The organism is Methylomonas sp. EFPC3 (assembly GCF_029643245.1).
Taxonomy (GTDB): domain Bacteria; phylum Pseudomonadota; class Gammaproteobacteria; order Methylococcales; family Methylomonadaceae; genus Methylomonas; species Methylomonas koyamae_B.
The window spans coordinates 1,889,387-1,909,742 of sequence record NZ_CP116398.1 but is presented as its reverse complement, the minus strand read 5'-3'; the positions used below and the strand labels follow the sequence as shown (position 1 = coordinate 1,909,742).

Here is a 20,356-nt window from a genome sequence, read left to right as displayed (position 1 = left end):
GCTTTGGCCGGGCGCCGCGTTTTTTGTTTGTGGGGCCGGCGAGCGGGAGTGTGGGTGCTTGGGTCTTTCTATGAACCATTAACTCGGTACTTAAATATCGTTTGCCATGCACGTGTCGAAGATCCCGTCTCCGCTAGTTTCGATCAGCTTAGCCCGAACGGAGTTCCAGGATAAATTCGGCGAATCATTACAGCTTGGCAAATTATTCACTGGCCAGACCGAGGCACGAACCACCGAATATCGCGTTGTAAGTTCATAGATTTACCAGGTACTTTCGTACCGGTACGCGGGTGTCATGACAAGTCGCGACGATTGTTTTACAGTGACCATGCTCAAAATGTGAGCTTACCGTAGTTACTCAGAGGAGGATCTGCCATGGGTATCCGAAAAAATCACACCACATTAACGCCGGACGAAAAGGCGCGTTTCATTGCCGCTCTTTTGCAACTCAAAGCTAACGGCGTCTACGACCGATATGTGCGTCATCACCGTGAGCTATTCAACAGTGGGATTCATCGCAGCGTGTTGTTTTTGCCATGGCACCGGGAGTTTTTGCGGCGACTTGAACTTGACCTGCAGGCTATTGACGCCTCAGTAAGCTTACCCTATTGGGATTGGACTACCGACCGTAACGCCAACTCGAGTCTTTGGGATGATGATTTCATGGGCGGCAACGGCGTTCCGCGCGGCGGCGCAGTGCAAAACGGCCCGTTCGCATTCGGTAGCGGTCGGTGGCCGTTGACTGAGCGCGATTCCCCCAGCGATCCCGTCGAACTTACTCGCGACCTGCAACTCAGTCAGTTACCCACCGCCAATACCGTGCGTGCCGTATTGGCTAGCGTGCCTTATCGAGTATTCGTGCGTAACGCGGAGAACCAAAGCCATAACACGGTGCATACGTCGGTCGGCGGTGCCGCGGGTACCGCCAGTTCGCCCAACGATCCGATCTTTTTTCTTTTGCATTGCAATGTAGACCGGCTTTGGGCGCTGTGGCAACGCCAACACCCGGATCAGGCAGCGTTCCAAGGCGATGCCAATTTCAATTTGAACACGCCGCTAGAGCCCTGGCAAAATGAAGTGTCGCCACCGACGCCGGGAAGCGTTATTAACCATACGACCCTGGGATACAGCTACGACGACGAATTGGCGCAACCTCAGCAAATTATCGATTTGACGGTGGGGGCGGCTTCGCGGCCGGCCAATATCGGACTCGCCAGCGAGCGCGACTGGTATCGCTTTTTGGCGCCGACAGCCGGGATCTATACGCTGGAAACAAGTGGGCCAACCGATGTATTCATGTCGCTATTCGGGCCTAACAATCAGACCGATCTGGTTACCAGCGACGACGATAGCGGCCCTGAAACCAATGCTCGAATCGAAACCCAGTTATCGGCAGGTACCTATTTTATCGAGGTGCGCCATTATCAGGCTGGCGGCACCGGTCCATACGGGATTGCAGTGGGTGGCAATGTATCGCCCAATCCGCCGCCTGGGTTGCCGGAAATCTTGGTCAACGGCCCGGTGGTGCAAGGCAATATCGCCGCTGCGAACGAAAGCGATGTATATACCTTTATGGTTTCCGCTGCCGTCAGCCATACGATTACGACATCCGGTTCGACAGATACCTTTATCAGCCTGTATGGACCCAACAGCCAAACCAGTTTTGTGACGCAAGACGACGATAGCGGACCCGGCACTAATTCGCAAATTGTTCGGGTCCTGCTGCCCGGTCAGTATTTCGTTAGGGTGCGTCATTACAGTCCAACCGGTACCGGGGCTTACGGAATTTCGGTGACTCGCTAGCGAGAGCGGAATTGGAAAGGTACCGATGCCGGAATTAACGCTTCTTCCGAACTAAAATTGACCAGGCGTTGGCATCAATTCTGCCGCAAAATCGCTTATAGCCTGTCTAATTTGGCATAAGCCAACATCAGCCACTTCAAGCCGGCGTTGCGGAAATTGATTTGTACCCGCTCTTGATCGCCTTCGCCTTCGGTTTGCAGCACGACGCCTTCACCGAATTTCTCGTGGCGGACGGTTTGGCCGAGTTTGAAGCTGCCGCCGCCCAGAGTGGCGGATGCCGACGGCGCAGCGGCGGCAGGGCGGGTGACGTTGGCGCGCAAGCGGATTTCCTGTATCGATTCCTGCGGCAGTTCGCGCAAAAAGCGCGAGGCCCGCGGATAGCTGTCTTTGCCGTACAGGCGGCGCGATTCGGCGTGGGTCAAATAGAGTTGTTGCATGGCGCGGGTGATGCCGACATAGCATAGTCTGCGTTCTTCCTGTAACCGGCCGGGATCGTCCAGTGCCTGTTGCGACGGAAACAGGCCTTCTTCCATGCCGACCAGAAACACCAGCTTGAACTCCAGGCCCTTGGCGGAATGCAGCGTCATCAACTGCACGCAATCCTCGTCGGCTTCGCCTTGCATTTCGCCGGCTTCCAGCGCGGCGTGGGCCAGAAACATGTCCAGCTCAGACAGGTTTTCCGCATTATCGCGATCATAGTCGAACAATCGGGCGGCGTTGACCAACTCTTCCAGGTTTTCCAACCGGGCTTCGCCTTTATCCTGCTTTTCCTTTTTATACAGTTCGATCAGGCCGCTGGTTTCGACGATATGTTTGACGGTTTCGTGCAGACTCCAATCTTGTGTAGCCCGGCCCAGCTCAAGCACCAGATTCATGAAGCCGCGCAGCGCGTTGGCGGCACGGGCCGGCAACTGGTTTTGTTCCAGCATGGCCTGCGCCGCCTGCCACAAGGACAATTGCTTTTCGCGGGCCAGGAGTCGCATGTCGTCCAGGGTTTTGGCGCCGATGCCGCGGGTCGGCGTATTGACGACCCGTTCGAACGAGGCGTCGTCGTGCGGGTTACTGGACAAACGCAGATAGGCGAGGGCGTTCTTGATCTCCATCCGTTCGAAAAAGCGCAGGCCGCCGTAAACCCGGTATGGGGTGGCGGTGGTCATCAAACGTTCTTCGAACTGGCGGGATTGGGCGTTGGAACGGTACAAAATCGCCGTTTCGCTGCGTAGGCCGCCGTCGCGCACCCATTGCCGGATTTTTTCGACGACGAAATAGGCTTCGTCCTGTTCGTTGAACGCCGAGTACAAGGCCAGAGCGTGGCCGTCGCCGGCGTCGGTCCACAATTCCTTGCCCATCCGGTTGTCGTTGTTGGCGATCAGCGTGTTGGCGGCTTTCAGAATGTGGCCGCTGGAGCGGTAGTTCTGTTCCAGGCGGATCACACCATGTTGCGGATAGTGTTTTTGGAAGGCGTAGATATTTTCGATTTTGGCGCCGCGCCAGCCGTAAATCGATTGATCGTCGTCGCCGACCACGAACAGGTTGTTGTTGCCTTCGGTCAGTAATCGCAGCCAGGCGTATTGGATGGTGTTGGTGTCCTGAAACTCGTCGACGTGGACTTGCTGGAACCGCTCGCGGTAAAAGCTCAATAAATCGGCATTGTCGCGCAGCAGTTCGTGGGCGCGGAGCAGCAGTTCGGCGAAATCGACCAAGCCGGAGCGATCGCACAGTTCCTCGTAAGCCAAATAGATCTGGCGCATCTGCCGCAGGTAAAAATCGCCCCTGTCCTGCATGTGGCGGGCGCGGATGCCTTCGTCCTTTTGCCCATTGATGAACCATTGCGCTTGCTTCGGCGGCCATTTGCTGTCGTCCAGGTTCAGATTCTTGATCAGGCGTTTGACGATGCGCAATTGGTCGTCGCTGTCCATCACTTGAAACGTTTCCGGCAGTTTGGCTTGCTTGGCATGTTGTCTGAGCAAGCGGTGGGCCAGACCGTGAAAAGTGCCGATCCACATCGAGCGGGCAGAGGTGTTCAGCAAATCCTCGATCCGGCCGCGCATCTCGTTGGCGGCCTTGTTGGTAAAGGTTACCGCCAGGATGTGGTAGGGCGAGACGTGGTTGATCTTGATATGCCAGGCGATGCGGTGTACCAGCACCCGGGTTTTGCCGCTACCGGCGCCGGCCAGCACCAGCATGGCTTGGGAAGGGGCCGAAACGGCCAGACGTTGCTGGTCGTTTAACGGGGCAATGATAGAAGAGACATCCATTTTTTATAGCTTGCAGATTTCGGGGAGCTGTGTATATTTGCTTGCCTTTAAAGGGAGAGCCTTGCGTCAGGACTAAATAAATACAACACAGAGAGGATTGGAAATGAGCTTCGATTATAAACGTTTGGTCAAGTTTGAGCACAACATCGGCGATAAAGACAAAAAAGTGCGCATGGTTTCAGGAGTGGTTTTGCTGAGCGTGTCTTTGTTTACCGCCAGCGTGTTAATGCTGCTGGTCGGTTTGGTGTTGGTCGCCACCAGCTACTCCGGCTGGTGCCCGGCGTATTCAGGTTTTGGAAAAAACACGCTGAGCGGCGGTTTTGCCGCCACCGATGCCAGCACCGACAACGGCCAATAAATGCGGGGCAGCCTGAATTCGCGATAGCGCGAATTCAGGCTGCTGTCATTTTTCAGTGTTTCTCGTATTCGCCGTCAATCACAGACCGGTCGCGGGCAGTGTGTCGGAATATCGAACCAGCCTGGGTGGTGGATAAATGCCGCTCGATCAGATAATCGGCTATTTTTCGCCGGACTGCCGGAATCAAGCAGGCGAAGCCGCATAAGTCGGTAAAGAATCCCGGCGTCAGTAATAAGGCCCCACCGACCAACAAGACCGGGCCCTCCACCATTTCATAAGCCGGAATTTCTCCTTGTCTCAAACCGTTCTGGAACCGGTTCCAGGTTGCAAAGCCCTGTTGCCGTAATAGCCATGCTCCCAGGGTCGCGGTCAACACCACCAAAAGCACGGTCGGAAAGGTGCCTATGACGCTACCGACCTGCAACAACAGGTAAATCTCCAAAAACGGTACGATCAGAAAAGTCAGAAACAGGGCGTGCATGATTTTCATGGTGAGTTGGCCGGGAAAAAAGCGGCTAATACTAAGAGCATCCCAGTAGAAATTCCAGGATAATATCGCGATGTACCAATTGATACTCTGTACCTGTCCCGATGCGGATTGCGCCGAAAATTTGGCGCATGCGCTCATCGCCGAAAAGCTGGCGGCTTGCGTCAACATCGTGCCCGGCGTCCGTTCGGTTTACCAATGGCAAGGCCAAATAGAAACCGCTCAGGAACATTTGCTGCTGATCAAGAGTCGGCAGGACCGTTATCCGGCAATCGTAGCTGCCGTGACAAAACTCCACCCTTATGAAGTTCCGGAAATTATCGCGCTCGACATTGAACGCGGGTCTCAGGATTATTTGCAATGGATAAATTCATGTTTGATTGGCGTTTGATTTTTTTCTGGGTTTTAGTCACGTTGTCATCGCTGGTCGCGGCTGAAGACAGCCAGGATTTTTTGCCGGCGGAGCAGGCGTTTAAATTAAGCGCAAGCGCTCAAAGCGGCAATAGTGTCCAGCTTAACTGGCAGATCGCCGACGGTTACCACCTGTACCGGGACAAGACCAAGTTTCAGTCGCAGACCGAGGGCATCGTGCTGGGTCAGGCGCAAATGCCCGAAGGTGCTAGCGAACACGATCCCAGCCTGGGCGATGTCGTGGTCTACCGCAATTCGTTGCAGGTAGGGTTGCCGCTGGTAAACGACAAGGGTTTGCCTCAGCTCAAACTGCTGGTGAAGTATCAAGGCTGTGCCGACGCCGGCGTTTGCTACCCGCCGCAAAAAGTGGTGCTGGATATCGGTTTGCCGGCAGCGCCAACGACGGCGGTCGTCGGCGGCGAAACGGTGCAACAATTCGTCAAGGGCTTGAAAGGTTTGACGGCCAATGTATTTTCCGCAGACTTGTTGCCGGCCGAACAAGCCTTCCGGTTTTTTGCCAGCGTCAAGGATGGGCATACCCTGCAGGCCTCGTGGCTGATTGCGGACGGTTATTACCTGTACAAGGACAAATTGTCGCTGACGCTACAGGCGCCGACGACGGCGCAATTGGGCAAACTCCCGCTGCCGGAAGGCGATGCCTACCACGATGCCGAATTCGGCCAGGTGCAGATCTACCGTAACCAGGTGAATGTCGATGTGCCGTTAATACGCGGCCAATCGGCGGCCGAAACCGTCCAATTGCTGGCAAAATTTCAGGGCTGTGCCGACCGCGGCGTCTGTTATCCGCCGATGCAGCAGACGGTCAGTCTGGATTTGCCGGAGGCGGGTTCGTTACCGGTTGAACCGGCGGCAGCCAATCCGCCGGAGTCGGAGCAAGATCGGATCGTCAATGCTTTGCGCCACGACAGTCTGGCGTTAACCTTGCTCAGCTTTTTCGGCTTCGGTTTACTGCTGGCTTTTACCCCGTGCGTGTTTCCGATGATCCCGATTTTGTCCGGGATTATCGTTGGTCACGGCCATCAGGTCAGCGTGCGCAAAGGTTTTTTGTTGTCTTTGAGTTACGTCTTGGCCTCGGCGTTGATGTACACCGCATTCGGCATTCTGGCCGCGCTGTTCGGCAGCAATTTGCAGGCAACGTTTCAAGAGCCCTGGGTGATTGCGACCTTCTCCGGCTTGTTCGTGTTGCTGGCCTTGTCGATGTTCGGTTTTTACAATTTGGAATTGCCCAAGTCGATTCAAACCATGCTGCATCGCTCTAGCGATCGCCATCGAGACGGTTCTTATTGGGGGGCGGCAATCATGGGCGCTTTGTCGTCGCTGATCGTCGGGCCGTGTGTGGCGGCGCCGTTGGCAGCGGCATTGATCTACATCGGCCAGACCGGCGATGCGGTGCTGGGCGGAGCGGCCCTGTTCGCGATGGGTTTGGGCATGGGGGCGCCGTTGTTGTTGCTTGGTGCGTCGGCGGGCAAGTTGTTACCTAAATCCGGCAGTTGGCTGAATTCGACCAAGGCCGTGTTCGGTGTGGTGATGTTGGCGGTGGCGGTCTGGATGCTGTCGCGTATTTTGCCGGCCTCCGTGGCGATGCTGTTGTGGGCTTTGCTGTTGGTGATTCCGGCTATCTATCTAGGCGCGATTGAGCCATTGCCGGAAGCCGCCGGCGGTTGGCGCAAGTTATGGAAAGGCCTGGGGTTGGTCATGCTGGTGTTCGGCATTTTACAACTGATCGGCTTGAGCGCCGGCAATTCCAATCCATTGCAGCCGCTGCAAGGCTTGGCTGGCGGTGGTGGCTCGAAGTCCGAACCGGAGGGGCTGCGCTTTGAGCGAGTGGCGAACCTGCCGGAACTCGAGCAGCGGATACAGCAAGCCGCCGCCAGCGGCCGTAGCGTGATGTTGGATTTTTATGCGGACTGGTGCGTGTCCTGTAAAGAGATGGAGGCTTATACCTTCACCGATCCGCGCGTAAAACAACGCTTGGCCAATACCGTATTGTTGCAGGCCGATGTCACAGCCAACAACGAAGCGGACCAGGCCTTGTTGAAACGCTTCGATCTGATCGGGCCGCCCGGCATTATCTTCTTCGGCGCAGATGGCCATGAGCGTAGCGGCATGCGCGTGATCGGCTATCAGGATGCCGCCACTTTTTTGAACACTTTGCAGCAATTATGAAGCCGAAAATACTGGTTTTTTGTTTGGTCGCGTTAATGGCCGTCGTCGCGGGTATCGCCTTTTACGGGTACCGGGAGCAAGCCCCGGCTGCAACAACCGAGCCCGGACCGGAGTTGAATTTTAGTCTGCCGGATTTGCAGGACGTGCCGCAGTCGGTAGCGCAATGGCGCGGCAAGATTTTGCTGGTCAATTTTTGGGCGACCTGGTGTCCTCCCTGTTTGAAGGAGATCCCCGAGTTCGTTAAATTGCAGGCCGAATATCAAGATCGCGGCGTGCAATTTGTCGGTATTGCCCTGGAAGATAAGCAGCCGGTGTTGGGCTACCAGAGTCGGGTGAAGGTCAATTATCCGCTGCTGATCGGCGGCGAGGACGCGGCGATGTTGGCGCAGCGCTTGGGTAACTTGATCAATACCGTGCCGTTTACCGTGATTGTCGATCCGCAAGGCAAAATCGTGCACCGCCAATTAGGCGAATTGTCCAGGGAAAAAATTCTGGAAGTCATTGAGCCGCTACTGCAGCCTAATTAACGCCAAATACAGGGAAAGCGTTGCTTAGACGGCTAGAAAGCGGTTTATCTGGACAAAAACCTGCGAATTAGGCAGAATTTCGCTTTATTTGATTCTTTCTTGTTCGATATTTTCATGGCGATCCTTACCGTTCTGAACGGACCCAATTTAAATATGTTAGGCGTTCGGGAACCGGGGTTATACGGCAGCAAAACTTTGCAGGATATCCAGGGCAGCGTTGAGAGTTTGGCGCGGTCGTTGGGGCATCAGCTGAGTTTTTGGCAGAGCAACGCCGAACACGAAATCGTCGAACAGATTCATCAAGCTTACCGGCAAGGTGTCGATTTTATCATCATCAATCCTGCTGCGTTTACCCATACCAGCGTGGCGATTCGCGATGCCCTGCTGGCTACCAAGATTGCATTCATAGAAGTTCATTTATCGAACGTGCATGCCCGCGAGCCTTTCAGAAGACATTCTTATTTTTCGGATATCGCCGTCGGCGTTATCTGCGGATTAGGGGCTACCGGTTACGAATTGGCTGTTCAAGCCGCTCATCAGTTATTACAAGAGAGAACTCAGAACGATGGATATTAGAAAAATAAAAAAATTAATCGATCTTATCGAAGAATCCGATATTGCTGAGATAGAAATTAGCGAAGGCGAAGAGTCGGTACGCATCAGCCGCTACTCCGCGGCTACGCCGATGCAATATGCGGCTCCGGCGCCGGTAGCGGCTACACCGGCTCCTGCAGCGGCGGCGCCCGCTGCGGCTCCGGCGGAAGAGAAAATCAGCGGCCACGCCGTCAAATCGCCGATGGTCGGCACGTTCTACCGTTCCGCTTCGCCCGGATCGGCTGCGTTTGTCGAAGTCGGTCAAAGCGTTAGCGTTGGTCAGACCCTGTGTATCATTGAAGCGATGAAAATTCTAAATCAGATCGAAGCCGACAAAAGCGGCAAGGTTAAGCAGATACTGGTGGAGAACGGTCATCCGGTCGAATACGGCCAGCCTCTATTCATTATCGAATAACCTGTTTCGAGGCTTGGCTTATGTTTGAAAAAATTGTTATCGCCAATCGTGGCGAGATTGCATTGCGCATTTTGCGGGCTTGCCGCGAGTTGGGTATTAAAACTGTGGCGGTCTATTCCGAAGCGGACCGAGACCTGAAGCATGTGCGTTTGGCCGACGAGGCGGTTTGCATCGGCCCGGCGGCTTCTTCCGGCAGCTATTTGAACATCCCGGCCATCATCAGTGCTGCCGAAGTTACCGATGCCGAGGCGATTCATCCTGGGTACGGTTTTCTGTCGGAAAATGCCGATTTTTCGGAAAAAGTCAGTCAGAGCGGATTTGTATTTATCGGGCCCAAGCCGGATACCATTCGGATGATGGGCGATAAAATCTCTGCGAAGAAAGCGATGCAAGCGGCCGGTATTCCATGCGTTCCCGGTAACGGCGACCCATTGGGCGACGACGACGAAACCAACCTAAAAATGGCGCGGGAAATCGGTTATCCGGTGATTATCAAGGCTGCGGGCGGCGGCGGTGGCCGGGGCATGCGCACAGTGCATACCGAAAGCACCTTGTTGAACGCGATTGCGATGACCAAGGCCGAAGCCGGTACCGCATTTGGCAACAGTACGGTGTATATGGAGAAGTTTTTGGAGGATCCGCGCCATATCGAGTTTCAAGTCTTAGCCGATTCGCACGGCAATGCCATCCATTTGGGCGAACGCGATTGCTCGATGCAGCGCCGCCACCAAAAGGTAGTCGAAGAAGCACCGGCGCCGGGCATCACCGAGGAACAGCGTCAGCTGATGGGCGAACGTTGTGCCAAGGCTTGCCGGGAAATCGGTTATTTGGGGGCCGGAACTTTCGAGTTTCTATACGAAAAAGGCCAATTTTATTTCATCGAGATGAATACCAGGGTCCAGGTCGAACATCCGGTCACCGAGATGATTACCGGTTTCGACATCGTCAAGGAGCAGTTGCGAATTGCCGCCGGCGAGCCTTTGTCTATCACTCAGGAGCAGGTTACGTTCACCGGCCATGCCATCGAGTGTCGCTTGAACGCCGAAGATCCGAAAACCTTTATGCCGAGTCCGGGCCTGATCGAGCAATTCCATATGCCGGGCGGTCCGGGAATTCGTTGCGAGACCCATATTTATAACGGGTATCGGGTGCCGCCGTATTACGACTCGATGATCGGTAAACTGATCGCGCACGGCGATGATCGAGCCAGCGCAATTGCCCGGATGAAGACGGCGCTGAGCGAAATGGTGATCGACGGCATCAAAACCAATATTCCGCTACAGCAAAGCATCATGGCAGATGCGGCATTTGCTCAGGGCGGACAAAATATCCATTATTTGGAAAAGAAACTGGGCATCCACTAAGCCGTAAATGGCCAAGGCAAAGCGTACGCCGTTTAATTCTCCAGTCAGGGCTTGTTTATGGCATGGCATCAGCTTTCGGTCGTAACCGACGAAACCACTGCTCCGGAAATCTCGGACTTCTTTTCCGAATTGGGAGCGGTTTCGGTAACCTATAGCGATGCGGAAGACGAGCCGGTTTACGAACCGGCTATCGACCAAACCAAAGTTTGGAGCCGCACGCGGGTGACGGCACTGTTCGAATTGGACTCGGATCCGGATATCGTGCAGTCACTGTTGTTCAATCAATTCATCGGTCAACCTTTGCAGGAGTGGTCGGCAGAAGTGTTGCAGGATCAGGCTTGGGAAAGGGCGTGGATGGAGCATTTTCAGCCGATGAAGTTCGGCGGCAAGCTTTGGATTTGTCCCAGTGGGCAGGAGAGAGCGGAGCCGGATACGGTGTGCATGACCTTGGATCCGGGGTTGGCTTTCGGGACCGGAACCCACCCCACCACGGCCTTGTGCCTGGAATGGCTGGCTAGTCACGAATCTAACGGCAAAGTCTTGATCGATTTTGGTTGCGGTTCCGGCATATTGGCGGTAGCGGGCTTGTTATTGGGCGCCGGATACGCGCACGCCATCGATATCGATCCGCAGGCCTTGACTGCCAGCCGTTACAATGCCGAGAAGAACGGGGTGCAAGACCGGATCAGCTATTATCTGCCGGAACAGTTCTCGGCGTTTGCCGCGGATGTGGTGCTCGCCAATATTCTGGCCAAACCGTTAGTCGAATTGGCGCCTGTGATCGCCGAGTTGGTCAAACCCGGCGGCCAACTGGTGTTATCGGGGATTTTGAACGAACAGGCCGAAGTGGTGGCCGACGCCTACCGCGCGCTCGGTTTGTCGGTTGCCGAACCGGTGAGTCGTGAAGATTGGTGTCGGCTAGATGTTTGCAAGCCCGGTTGACGAATGTTCACCCTTTGTCCGAATTGCCAAGCACCACAAGCCGTAACGGTCGGGCAATTGCGTCGGCAGCGAGGATTGTTGACCTGCTCGAGTTGCGGTCAGCGTTTCGACGGTCTGGCAGAGTTAAGCGAGGACGGCAGCGAAGCGTCGGATTGTTCTAGAGAGCCAAATGGGATCGTTGCGAAACCAGGACAGTCAAGTTTCAAGGGCTGGCGATGGGCTGGCGCGATGGCATTAGCTGTATTGCTCGCTCAAGTTTTTTATTTCGAAGGCGAAAAACTCTACCGCTTGCCTACCGTTGCCGCGAATTGGCAGCGCTTGTGCGGAATGGTCGGTTGCCGACCTCCCGGTTATAACAATGACCTTGAGTTATCGGTATCGCATACCGATTTACAGCGCCAAGCCGACAATAGTTACGTTTTCAGCGCGGCAATCACCAATCATGCCGTTTTGTCGCAGGAAGGTACGATGTTAAGGCTGACTCTGCTCGGCTTTAACGGCCAAGCGATTGCGGAGCGGGCTTTTTCATTGTCGCAACTGGCCGGTGTCGCTGCGCTAAAGCCGGACCAGACATTGCCGATTCGCTTGCATATCGTCGCACCTGCGGCTCAGGTGGGCGGTTATGTTTTTAAGTTATCGTAAATGAGCATGAGTTATCCCGAACTGTTTCTGAAAAAGAACGAAGACAAGCGTTTGCGCCAAGGCCATTTATGGGTGTTCAGCAATGAGGTCGATTGCCGGCGTTCACCGCTGGAGCAATTTAGTCCGGGCGACTTGGCTACCGTATGCGATGCCGAGGCTAAGCCGATCGGACTAGCCTATGTCAATCCCAATGCTTTGATTTGCACGCGGTTGTTGACGCGTAAAAGCAATCTGAAAATCGGCGAGAGTTTTTTCAAATCGCGGCTGAGCCAGGCGCTGAATCTGCGTCAGCGTTTGTTCGACAAACCGTTTTACCGCTGGGTGTTCGGCGAAAGCGATGGTCTGCCTGGTTTGGTGGTGGACCGGTTCGGTTCGGTATTGTCGGTGCAAATCACCACGGCCGGCATGGAGCGGCACAAGGATTTAGTGGTCAAGGTTTTATGCGAGTTGGCTGAACCGACAGCGGTACTGTTGAAAAATGATACCGGCCAACGCCAGCTTGAAAACTTGTCTCTAGTGCCAGAGTTGGTTTTTGGCGAATTGCCGGAGCATTTGGTGGTTGAGGAAAACGGTTCCCGATTTTTGGTGAATGTTGCCGAGGGTCAAAAGACGGGCTGGTTTTACGATCACCGGGAGAACCGTGCCCGGCTGGCAAAGTTGGTGGGTGGCATGCGGGTGCTGGATTTGTTCAGTTACGCCGGGGCCTGGGGCATTCCGGCAGCAATGGGCTGGGCGACCGAAGTCTGTTGCGTCGATAGCTCTGAAAGCGCGTTGAAACTGGCCGAAGCCAGCGCCGAGTTAAACGGTGTCGCCGGTAAAATGCGTTTTGTGCGCAGCGATGTGTTTGAGTTTTTAAAGCAGGCTCGAGAGCAACGCGAACAGTTCGACGTCATCATATTGGATCCGCCGGCGTTGATAAAACGCAAGAAAGATTTCAAATCCGGTTATGAAGCTTATCGACGCTTGAACCATTTGGCGTTACAGGTCTTGTCCGGTAGCGGTATTTTGGTTTCGGCGTCTTGTTCTCACCATTTGAGTCGGGAAAATCTTCAAGAAATTTTGCGATCGTCGGCACGGCATATTGATCGGCATTTGGTGTTTTTTGCCGCCGGTGGCCAAGGCCCGGACCATCCGATACATCCGGCGATGGCCGAAACCGAATATTTGAAAGCGTTCTTTTGCGCGGTTAGCGCACGTATCTGACCAGATGCCGGCGCAGAAATCGGGCTGCGATCTGTGCGGGCAGCCGGTGTTGATTGGCGGATTCAAGTTGAATACCGTGCAAGGGCCGAAAAAATTCTGCTGCGAGGGCTGTCGCAGCATTTTTCAATTGCTCAATGCCGAGCAAATAATAATAACGACAACAGAGGAGAAACAAACATGACTACCCAAGGGGGCATAAAAGCCTGCGAATCGTGTACAGACCGCGTCAATATCGGTTGCCATCATAAACAGATGCCGGTGTGGTCCAGGGCCGTCGGTTTGTTGTTCATCTACTTACCGATTCTGACTTTGCCTTTTGTCATTGCCAGTGCTTATCTCACCTACTTCAGTCTGAAATTGGTCGGTGCGCAAAATGTGAAAACCTGGGGCGATTTTTTGCCGGCCAGATCGAGTCATCGCTATGATCTGAAAAGCCAGATTACGATGGACGGCTCGTTCAAGTTGAGTATGTCGCAGTCCAAGCTATTTTGGATTTTAAATTGCACTTGGTATTGCCCTTACAGCGTGGGTTTGTTTGAATGGCATGCCTACATGGTGAAAGTGGTGGAAAATTGGTGGTGCCCGTTTACCCATGATCGTAAGAACAGCTATACCCAAGGTGCTATTGATCAGTCTTTTTGGCACATTTACCCGGAAGAGAAGGCCAAGTTGCATGAAGAGGATAAAAGCAATCCGATTTTTACCGCCGACCCGGATGCCTAGTGGTTCCGCGATTGTCACAGTGCCTTAATCCGGCCCAGGGATAATGGCGGGTCGGTCTGGTGCTGGAGTTATATAGTTTTTCGGCACTTGACCGGGATGGGTGGTTGAGAAGGCTGGTTAAATTCATTAGCCGCAAACTCTCATAACCTACAGAGTCTAAAAACCAATTCTTATTGTCGACACGGAATGAATACAGAGAATACTAGAGCGGCCGTTGTGTGGTCTTGTTGGGGGGCGGCTTTTTTGCTGCTGTGTTTGGTCTTTCGCGACAGCTTGGCCGAAATGGTTAACACCTGGACTAACGTTGAGGAGTATAGCCACGGTTTCTTCATTCCGTGTATCACGGTTTATCTGATCTGGATGCGGCGTAGCGAGCTGAGCTTGACACAAAACGTCAGAGAATCGACGCCCGGGTTGGCTGTGATTGTTTTGGGCCTACTGATTTTTATATTGGGTGGTCTGGCGACAATCAAGACGATGGAACAATACGCCTTTCTGATTGTATTGGTTGGCGTATTCATCTCTGCTTTTGGATTCCAGGGGCTTAGGACGTCTGCGGTACCGTTAATGTTCCTAATCTTCATGGTGCCCTTTCCTCAGTTCATTTTAAATAACCTCTCATCGAAATTGCAGTTGATTTCGTCTTGGCTCGGTGTGGAATTTATTCGGGCTTGTGACATCATGGTGTACCTGGAAGGTAACGTTATCGACTTGGGCAATTATAAGTTGCAAGTGGTTGATGCTTGCAGTGGTTTGCGCTATTTGTTCCCCCTGGCCAGTTTGGCGTTCTTGTGCGCGTATCTGTTTAAAGGGCCGTTCTGGCAGAAGCTGCTGATTTTTTTGTCGGCCATGCCGTTGACTATCCTCATGAACAGTTTCCGTATCGGCGTGATTGGTGTGTTGGTCGATAATTGGGGTACTGAGATGGCGGAAGGCTTTTTGCACGATTTTGAAGGTTGGGCTGTATTTCTGTTGTGTATGGTGCTGTTGTTCATCGAGATGTGGATTTTTAGTCGGATCAGCGGCAGAAAGTTGGCATTCGGTGAATTGGTGCAGATCCCCGCGGAATGGGGGATGGCTCCGGCCATTGGTTTTTCCGTCGGACAATTGAATCGCTCGGTATTTGTAGTTGCAATATTGCTTGTTATCGGAGCCAGTTTCGCGGAAATGTCCAGAGGCAGGGAAGATGTAATCCCGCAGCGCAAAGCGTTCTTAAATTTTCCGACTAAGCTAGGCGATTGGCAGGGTCGCAATGATTATTTAAGCCAGTTCTATCTGAACGAGTTGAAACTCACCGATTACGTAATTATCAATTTCAATCAGCCTGGTACCCAAAGTAGCGTCAATTTTTACAGCGCTTACTATCAGTCTCAGCGTAAAGGCGCTGCGGTGCATTCGCCGCGCAGTTGTATTCCGGGCGACGGTTGGCAGATCATCAGCTACGGTCAGAAAGAGTTTCCTGAATTTGCGTTGGACGGCCATTCGCTTGAATTGAACCGGGCTGTTATTCAAAAAGGCGACAGTCGCCAATTGGTATATTTTTGGTTTCAACAACGGGGTAGAACGATAACTAACGAATACATGGTCAAATGGTACCTATTCTACGATGCTATTATGATGAATCGGACGGACGGGGCGTTGGTAAGATTAGTCACTCCGGTGAATACGGCTGAAGACATAGCGTTGGCCGACAGTCGCTTGCAAAGTTTTTTGCGCGATTTATTACCTGAGTTAGGAAATTATTTGCCTGGGAAAACGATAGTTCCAGCTACAAATCTTTCTACTTCAGGTTGATTCAGCAAGAACAGCCGCGTCGGTTTTAAAGTGGCTGAATCTAAATTGGATTTTTCGAATGTTGTCCTACAGAAAAGGAGCTTTAAGTGAGTACTAAAAAAGCGTTGATTACCGGAATTACCGGCCAGGACGGGTCGTATCTGGCTGAGTTTTTATTGGAAAAGGGCTATGAGGTGCACGGTATCAAGCGACGTTCTTCGCTTTTTAACACTGAGCGCGTCGATCATATTTACCAAGATCCGCATATCAAAGATCCGAAGTTTTTTTTGCATTATGGCGACTTAACCGATACTTCGAATTTGACGCGGATTCTCAGTGAGATCCGTCCCGACGAAGTCTACAACTTGGGGGCGATGAGCCATGTTGCTGTATCGTTTGAGTCTCCCGAATATACGGCCGACGTCGATGCAATAGGTACCCTGAGGTTGTTGGAAGCGATTCGGTTTTTAGGATTGGAGAAAACTACTCGGTTTTACCAGGCATCGACTTCCGAGTTATATGGCTTGGTCCAAGAAATCCCGCAGAGAGAAACGACGCCGTTTTATCCTCGTTCGCCCTATGCGGTGGCTAAGCTGTATGCTTACTGGATTACTGTCAATTACCGCGAAGCCTATGGTATGTATGCTTGCAACGGTATTCTGTTCAATCATGAGTCGCCACGTCGTGGCGAAACGTTTGTAACTCGGAAAATTACCCGAGGGCTTAGCAATATAGCCATTGGTTTGGATCAATGCTTGTACATGGGCAATATGGACTCTATGCGTGACTGGGGGCATGCTAAGGACTATGTGCGGATGCAGTGGATGATGCTGCAGCAGGAACAGCCGGAAGATTTTGTAATCGCTACCGGTGTGCAATATTCGGTGCGACAATTCATCGAAATGTCAGCTAAAGAATTAGGGGTAACCATTCGCTGGGAGGGTAAAGGCGTTAGCGAAAAAGGGTTTGTCGAGACTATTGCCGGCGACAAAGCCCCGGCAATGACGGTCGGCCAAAACATCGTGGCGATTGATCCCCGTTATTTCAGACCGGCAGAAGTTGAAACCTTGTTGGGCGATCCAGCTAACGCCAAAAACAAGTTGGGCTGGGTGCCGCAAATTACGCTGCAAGAAATGGTCGCGGAAATGGTGGCGTATGATCTGGAGCAGGCGCAGAAGCATGCCTTACTCAAAAAGCAAGGGTATAGTGTAGCCGTAAGTAGGGAGTAGGTTTGTAATGGATAAAAATTCGAAAATTTATCTGGCAGGTCATCGCGGTATGGTTGGATCGGCCATATATCGCCAGTTATCGGATGCCGGCTATCAGAATATTGTGGTTCGAACCCATGCGGAATTGGATTTGACTGATCAAGCCGCTGTTCGCGAGTTTTTGGCGTCCGAGAAACCCGATTGGGTGGTATTAGCTGCCGCCAAGGTTGGCGGTATTCATGCCAACAATGAGTATCCGGCTGAATTTATATACCAGAATTTGATGATTGAGGCTAATGTCGTCCATGCCGCTTGGTTGGCGAATTGTCGTAAACTTTTGTTTTTAGGCAGTTCTTGCATATATCCGAAGTTTGCGGAGCAGCCTATGCGGGAGGAGGCGTTGCTAACCGGAGTGCTGGAGTCGACCAACGAACCTTACGCCATTGCCAAAATCGCTGGGATCAAATTGTGCGAATCGTACAATCGCCAATATGGTGTTGATTACCGTTCGGTCATGCCGACCAACCTATACGGTGAGAATGATAATTTTCATTTGGAGAACAGCCACGTTATTCCGGCCTTGGTCAGGAAATTTCACGACGCAAAAATAAACAATGCTCAGACGGTCGAGGTGTGGGGAACTGGCAAGGCTATGCGCGAGTTTTTACATGTCGATGATATGGCGGCGGCTTGTATACACGTCATGGGCTTATCCGAGGCGGAATACAAGTCTTGCACCGAGCCTATGTTGTCGCATTTGAATGTTGGCACTGGTACGGATGTGACTATTCGAGAACTGGCAGAGACTATCGGTCGAGTCGTCGGTTTTCAGGGCGAAATTAGTTGGAACACAAGTAAGCCTGACGGTACGCCGCGTAAGTTGATGGATGTATCCAAACTGAAGTCTTTGGGGTGGGAGCCCAAGATTGGTTTGGAAGAAGGTCTAAGCGCTACCTATAAATGGTTTTTGGCTCATCAGGGGCACTTTAAGAGTCATTAGCCGTCTCTCGCCGCACCTTAACGGCTAAAATTAAGTTAAGTGTTGACAGAGTGGTGGGTTATGGCTAGAATGAGCGGCTCTTCACTGCTGACGGCTTGGGGATTTGAAGGTTAAATCCTGGGTTGGTGGTGGGCTTGCTGGCTCTGTTGTTTTGGGGTTGGTAAGTTGGTGGCTTTTGATTTGGAGGTTTGAATCGAAAGTCGCTGAAAAAAGTGGTTGACATGACTTCTGATTGCTGTAGAATATGTCGGCTCAACAGGGTGAAACGCTCTGGCTCTTTAACAAACTGAATCGAAATAATTTGTGTGGGTATGTGTAGCGATCGATTTCTGTTAGAAATTATCGGTACAGACCACGTCAATTTAAGCTTATAAATTACGTTCTGTAATCGAGTCAAGATTGGTCGCTAATCTTTCTTAGCGACAAACCAAAATTAAACTGAAGAGTTTGATCATGGCTCAGATTGAACGCTGGCGGTATGCTTAACACATGCAAGTCGAACGCTGATAAGGTGCTTGCACCTTTGATGAGTGGCGGACGGGTGAGTAATGCATAGGAATCTGCCTATTAGTGGGGGACAACGTGGGGAAACTCACGCTAATACCGCATACGATCTACGGATGAAAGCAGGGGACCTTCGGGCCTTGCGCTAATAGATGAGCCTATGTCGGATTAGCTAGTTGGTGGGGTAAAGGCCTACCAAGGCGACGATCCGTAGCTGGTCTGAGAGGATGATCAGCCACACTGGGACTGAGACACGGCCCAGACTCCTACGGGAGGCAGCAGTGGGGAATATTGGACAATGGGCGAAAGCCTGATCCAGCAATACCGCGTGTGTGAAGAAGGCCTGAGGGTTGTAAAGCACTTTCAATGGGAAGGAATACCTATCGGTTAATACCCGGTAGACTGACATTACCCATACAAGAAGCACCGGCTAACTCCGTGCCAGCAGCCGCGGTAATACGGAGGGTGCAAGCGTTAATCGGAATTACTGGGCGTAAAGCGTGCGTAGGCGGTTGTTTAAGTCAGATGTGAAAGCCCCGGGCTTAACCTGGGAACTGCATTTGATACTGGATAACTAGAGTTGAGTAGAGGAGAGTGGAATTTCAGGTGTAGCGGTGAAATGCGTAGAGATCTGAAGGAACACCAGTGGCGAAGGCGGCTCTCTGGACTCAAACTGACGCTGAGGTACGAAAGCGTGGGTAGCAAACAGGATTAGATACCCTGGTAGTCCACGCCGTAAACGATGTCAACTAACTGTTGGGTTCTTAAAGAACTTAGTAGTGGAGCTAACGTATTAAGTTGACCGCCTGGGGAGTACGGCCGCAAGGCTAAAACTCAAATGAATTGACGGGGGCCCGCACAAGCGGTGGAGCATGTGGTTTAATTCGATGCAACGCGAAGAACCTTACCTACCCTTGACATCCTCGGAACTTGTCAGAGATGACTTGGTGCCTTCGGGAACCGAGAGACAGGTGCTGCATGGCTGTCGTCAGCTCGTGTTGTGAAATGTTGGGTTAAGTCCCGTAACGAGCGCAACCCTTATCCTTAGTTGCCAGCGAGTAATGTCGGGAACTCTAGGGAGACTGCCGGTGATAAACCGGAGGAAGGTGGGGACGACGTCAAGTCATCATGGCCCTTATGGGTAGGGCTACACACGTGCTACAATGGCCGGTACAGAGGGCAGCGAAACCGTGAGGTCAAGCAAATCCCACAAAGCCGGTCCCAGTCCGGATCGCAGTCTGCAACTCGACTGCGTGAAGTCGGAATCGCTAGTAATCGCGGATCAGAATGCCGCGGTGAATACGTTCCCGGGCCTTGTACACACCGCCCGTCACACCATGGGAGTGGGTTGCAAAAGAAGTAGGTAGTTTAACCTTCGGGAGGGCGCTTACCACTTTGTGATTCATGACTGGGGTGAAGTCGTAACAAGGTAGCCCTAGGGGAACCTGGGGCTGGATCACCTCCTTACAAAGACAGAATCCCGTTACACGTATCCACAACAAATTATTTCGATTGAAAGACGCACCTGGGTCTGTAGCTCAGTTGGTTAGAGCGCACCCCTGATAAGGGTGAGGTCGGAGGTTCAAATCCTCCCAGACCCACCAACGCGAAAAGCAAGACGAAAGCAACAAGGCAACTGAACACGCAAAAGACATTCGTCGGATTGCTGTTTTGATCTTGACGATTTCGGCTTTAGTCTTTTGACTGTTTTCGGGGCCATAGCTCAGCTGGGAGAGCGCCTGCCTTGCACGCAGGAGGTCGGGAGTTCGATCCTCCCTGGCTCCACCACTCGCCAGAGGCAAGCCAAGTGCCCGCGTCCAACGTATCCGTGAAGGCGATCAGCTCTATAATGCTTGAATACAGGCTTTATAGAATTGATCCTTAGATCAATACGCTCTTTAACAATATGGAAATCTGTAACCAAGTCTTGATCGGAAACGATCAAAACTGAAACGAG

17 protein-coding genes, 2 tRNA genes and 1 rRNA gene are annotated in these 20,356 nt (G+C 52.5%); 18 read left to right on the top strand and 2 right to left on the bottom strand.

Annotation, left to right across the window (positions count from 1 at the left end; genetic code table 11):
- The first annotated feature begins 375 nt into the window (after positions 1–375).
- Positions 376–1,803 (top strand): tyrosinase family protein, encoded by a 1,428-nt coding sequence (locus PL263_RS08545; RefSeq protein ID WP_278212610.1) that lies wholly within the window; start codon positions 376–378, stop codon positions 1,801–1,803.
- A 95-nt stretch (positions 1,804–1,898) separates the two neighbouring features.
- Here the strand turns inward: PL263_RS08545 and uvrD are convergent, their stop codons facing one another.
- Positions 1,899–4,061 carry a DNA helicase II gene (uvrD, locus tag PL263_RS08540; protein WP_278212608.1) on the bottom strand — a complete coding sequence of 721 codons (2,163 nt, stop codon included), beginning with the start codon at positions 4,059–4,061 and terminating at the stop codon, positions 1,899–1,901.
- 103 nt (positions 4,062–4,164) lie between these two features.
- Here uvrD and PL263_RS08535 point away from each other — a divergent pair, with 103 nt between their 5' ends.
- Entirely contained in the window at positions 4,165–4,419 is a 255-nt protein-coding gene (locus PL263_RS08535; RefSeq protein ID WP_140912168.1) for a DUF2892 domain-containing protein, read from the top strand.
- Between the two features lie 52 nt (positions 4,420–4,471).
- Here the strand turns inward: PL263_RS08535 and PL263_RS08530 are convergent, their stop codons facing one another.
- Positions 4,472–4,909, bottom strand: coding sequence for an FxsA family protein (locus PL263_RS08530; protein ID WP_278212607.1), 438 nt, complete (start codon positions 4,907–4,909; stop codon positions 4,472–4,474).
- Positions 4,910–4,979: 70 nt separating this feature from the next.
- On the opposite strand from PL263_RS08530, the gene cutA reads away from it, so the two are divergent.
- The 16 genes from cutA to PL263_RS08450 all read left to right on the top strand — a co-directional run bounded on the left by cutA (position 4,980) and on the right by PL263_RS08450 (position 20,187).
- Positions 4,980–5,297, top strand: coding sequence for a divalent-cation tolerance protein CutA (gene cutA / locus PL263_RS08525; protein WP_278212606.1), 318 nt, complete (start codon positions 4,980–4,982; stop codon positions 5,295–5,297).
- The gene (locus PL263_RS08520; RefSeq protein ID WP_278212605.1) at positions 5,279–7,504 is read left to right on the top strand and encodes a protein-disulfide reductase DsbD; all 2,226 of its coding nucleotides are present in this window, start codon (positions 5,279–5,281) and stop codon (positions 7,502–7,504) included. The genes cutA and PL263_RS08520 overlap by 19 nt, the downstream gene beginning before the upstream one ends.
- Positions 7,501–8,031, top strand: coding sequence for a TlpA disulfide reductase family protein (locus tag PL263_RS08515; RefSeq protein ID WP_278212604.1), 531 nt, complete (start codon positions 7,501–7,503; stop codon positions 8,029–8,031). The genes PL263_RS08520 and PL263_RS08515 overlap by 4 nt, the downstream gene beginning before the upstream one ends.
- A 114-nt stretch (positions 8,032–8,145) precedes the next feature.
- On the top strand, positions 8,146–8,607 hold the full coding sequence (gene aroQ / locus PL263_RS08510) for a type II 3-dehydroquinate dehydratase (RefSeq protein ID WP_140912173.1): 462 nt from the start codon (positions 8,146–8,148) through the stop codon (positions 8,605–8,607).
- Complete coding sequence (gene accB, locus PL263_RS08505; RefSeq protein WP_278212602.1) at positions 8,597–9,040, top strand: acetyl-CoA carboxylase biotin carboxyl carrier protein; 444 nt, start codon at positions 8,597–8,599, stop codon at positions 9,038–9,040. Before aroQ ends, accB begins: the two co-directional genes overlap by 11 nt.
- A 20-nt stretch (positions 9,041–9,060) precedes the next feature.
- A complete protein-coding gene (gene accC / locus PL263_RS08500) occupies positions 9,061–10,404 on the top strand; it encodes an acetyl-CoA carboxylase biotin carboxylase subunit (RefSeq protein WP_140912175.1) in 1,344 nt (447 codons plus the stop codon).
- 57 nt (positions 10,405–10,461) lie between these two features.
- Positions 10,462–11,346 carry a 50S ribosomal protein L11 methyltransferase gene (gene prmA / locus PL263_RS08495; protein ID WP_278212599.1) on the top strand — a complete coding sequence of 295 codons (885 nt, stop codon included), beginning with the start codon at positions 10,462–10,464 and terminating at the stop codon, positions 11,344–11,346.
- A gap of 228 nt (positions 11,347–11,574) precedes the next feature.
- A complete protein-coding gene (locus PL263_RS08490) occupies positions 11,575–11,988 on the top strand; it encodes a DUF3426 domain-containing protein (RefSeq protein WP_278212598.1) in 414 nt (137 codons plus the stop codon).
- 6 nt (positions 11,989–11,994) lie between these two features.
- Positions 11,995–13,191, top strand: coding sequence for a class I SAM-dependent rRNA methyltransferase (locus PL263_RS08485; RefSeq protein WP_278212597.1), 1,197 nt, complete (start codon positions 11,995–11,997; stop codon positions 13,189–13,191).
- 195 nt (positions 13,192–13,386) lie between these two features.
- Complete coding sequence (locus PL263_RS08480; protein ID WP_140912187.1) at positions 13,387–13,914, top strand: hypothetical protein; 528 nt, start codon at positions 13,387–13,389, stop codon at positions 13,912–13,914.
- A gap of 186 nt (positions 13,915–14,100) precedes the next feature.
- Positions 14,101–15,708 (top strand): VPLPA-CTERM-specific exosortase XrtD, encoded by a 1,608-nt coding sequence (xrtD, locus tag PL263_RS08475; RefSeq protein WP_278212596.1) that lies wholly within the window; start codon positions 14,101–14,103, stop codon positions 15,706–15,708.
- An 86-nt stretch (positions 15,709–15,794) separates the two neighbouring features.
- Complete coding sequence (gmd, locus tag PL263_RS08470) at positions 15,795–16,916, top strand: GDP-mannose 4,6-dehydratase (protein ID WP_278212595.1); 1,122 nt, start codon at positions 15,795–15,797, stop codon at positions 16,914–16,916.
- Between the two features lie 7 nt (positions 16,917–16,923).
- Entirely contained in the window at positions 16,924–17,895 is a 972-nt protein-coding gene (locus PL263_RS08465; protein WP_278212593.1) for a GDP-L-fucose synthase, read from the top strand.
- A gap of 435 nt (positions 17,896–18,330) precedes the next feature.
- Positions 18,331–19,866: ribosomal RNA gene (locus PL263_RS08460) — 16S ribosomal RNA — on the top strand.
- A 60-nt stretch (positions 19,867–19,926) separates the two neighbouring features.
- Positions 19,927–20,003, top strand: a tRNA-Ile gene (locus tag PL263_RS08455).
- 108 nt (positions 20,004–20,111) lie between these two features.
- A tRNA-Ala gene (locus PL263_RS08450) sits at positions 20,112–20,187 on the top strand.
- Positions 20,188–20,356: the final 169 nt, after the last annotated feature.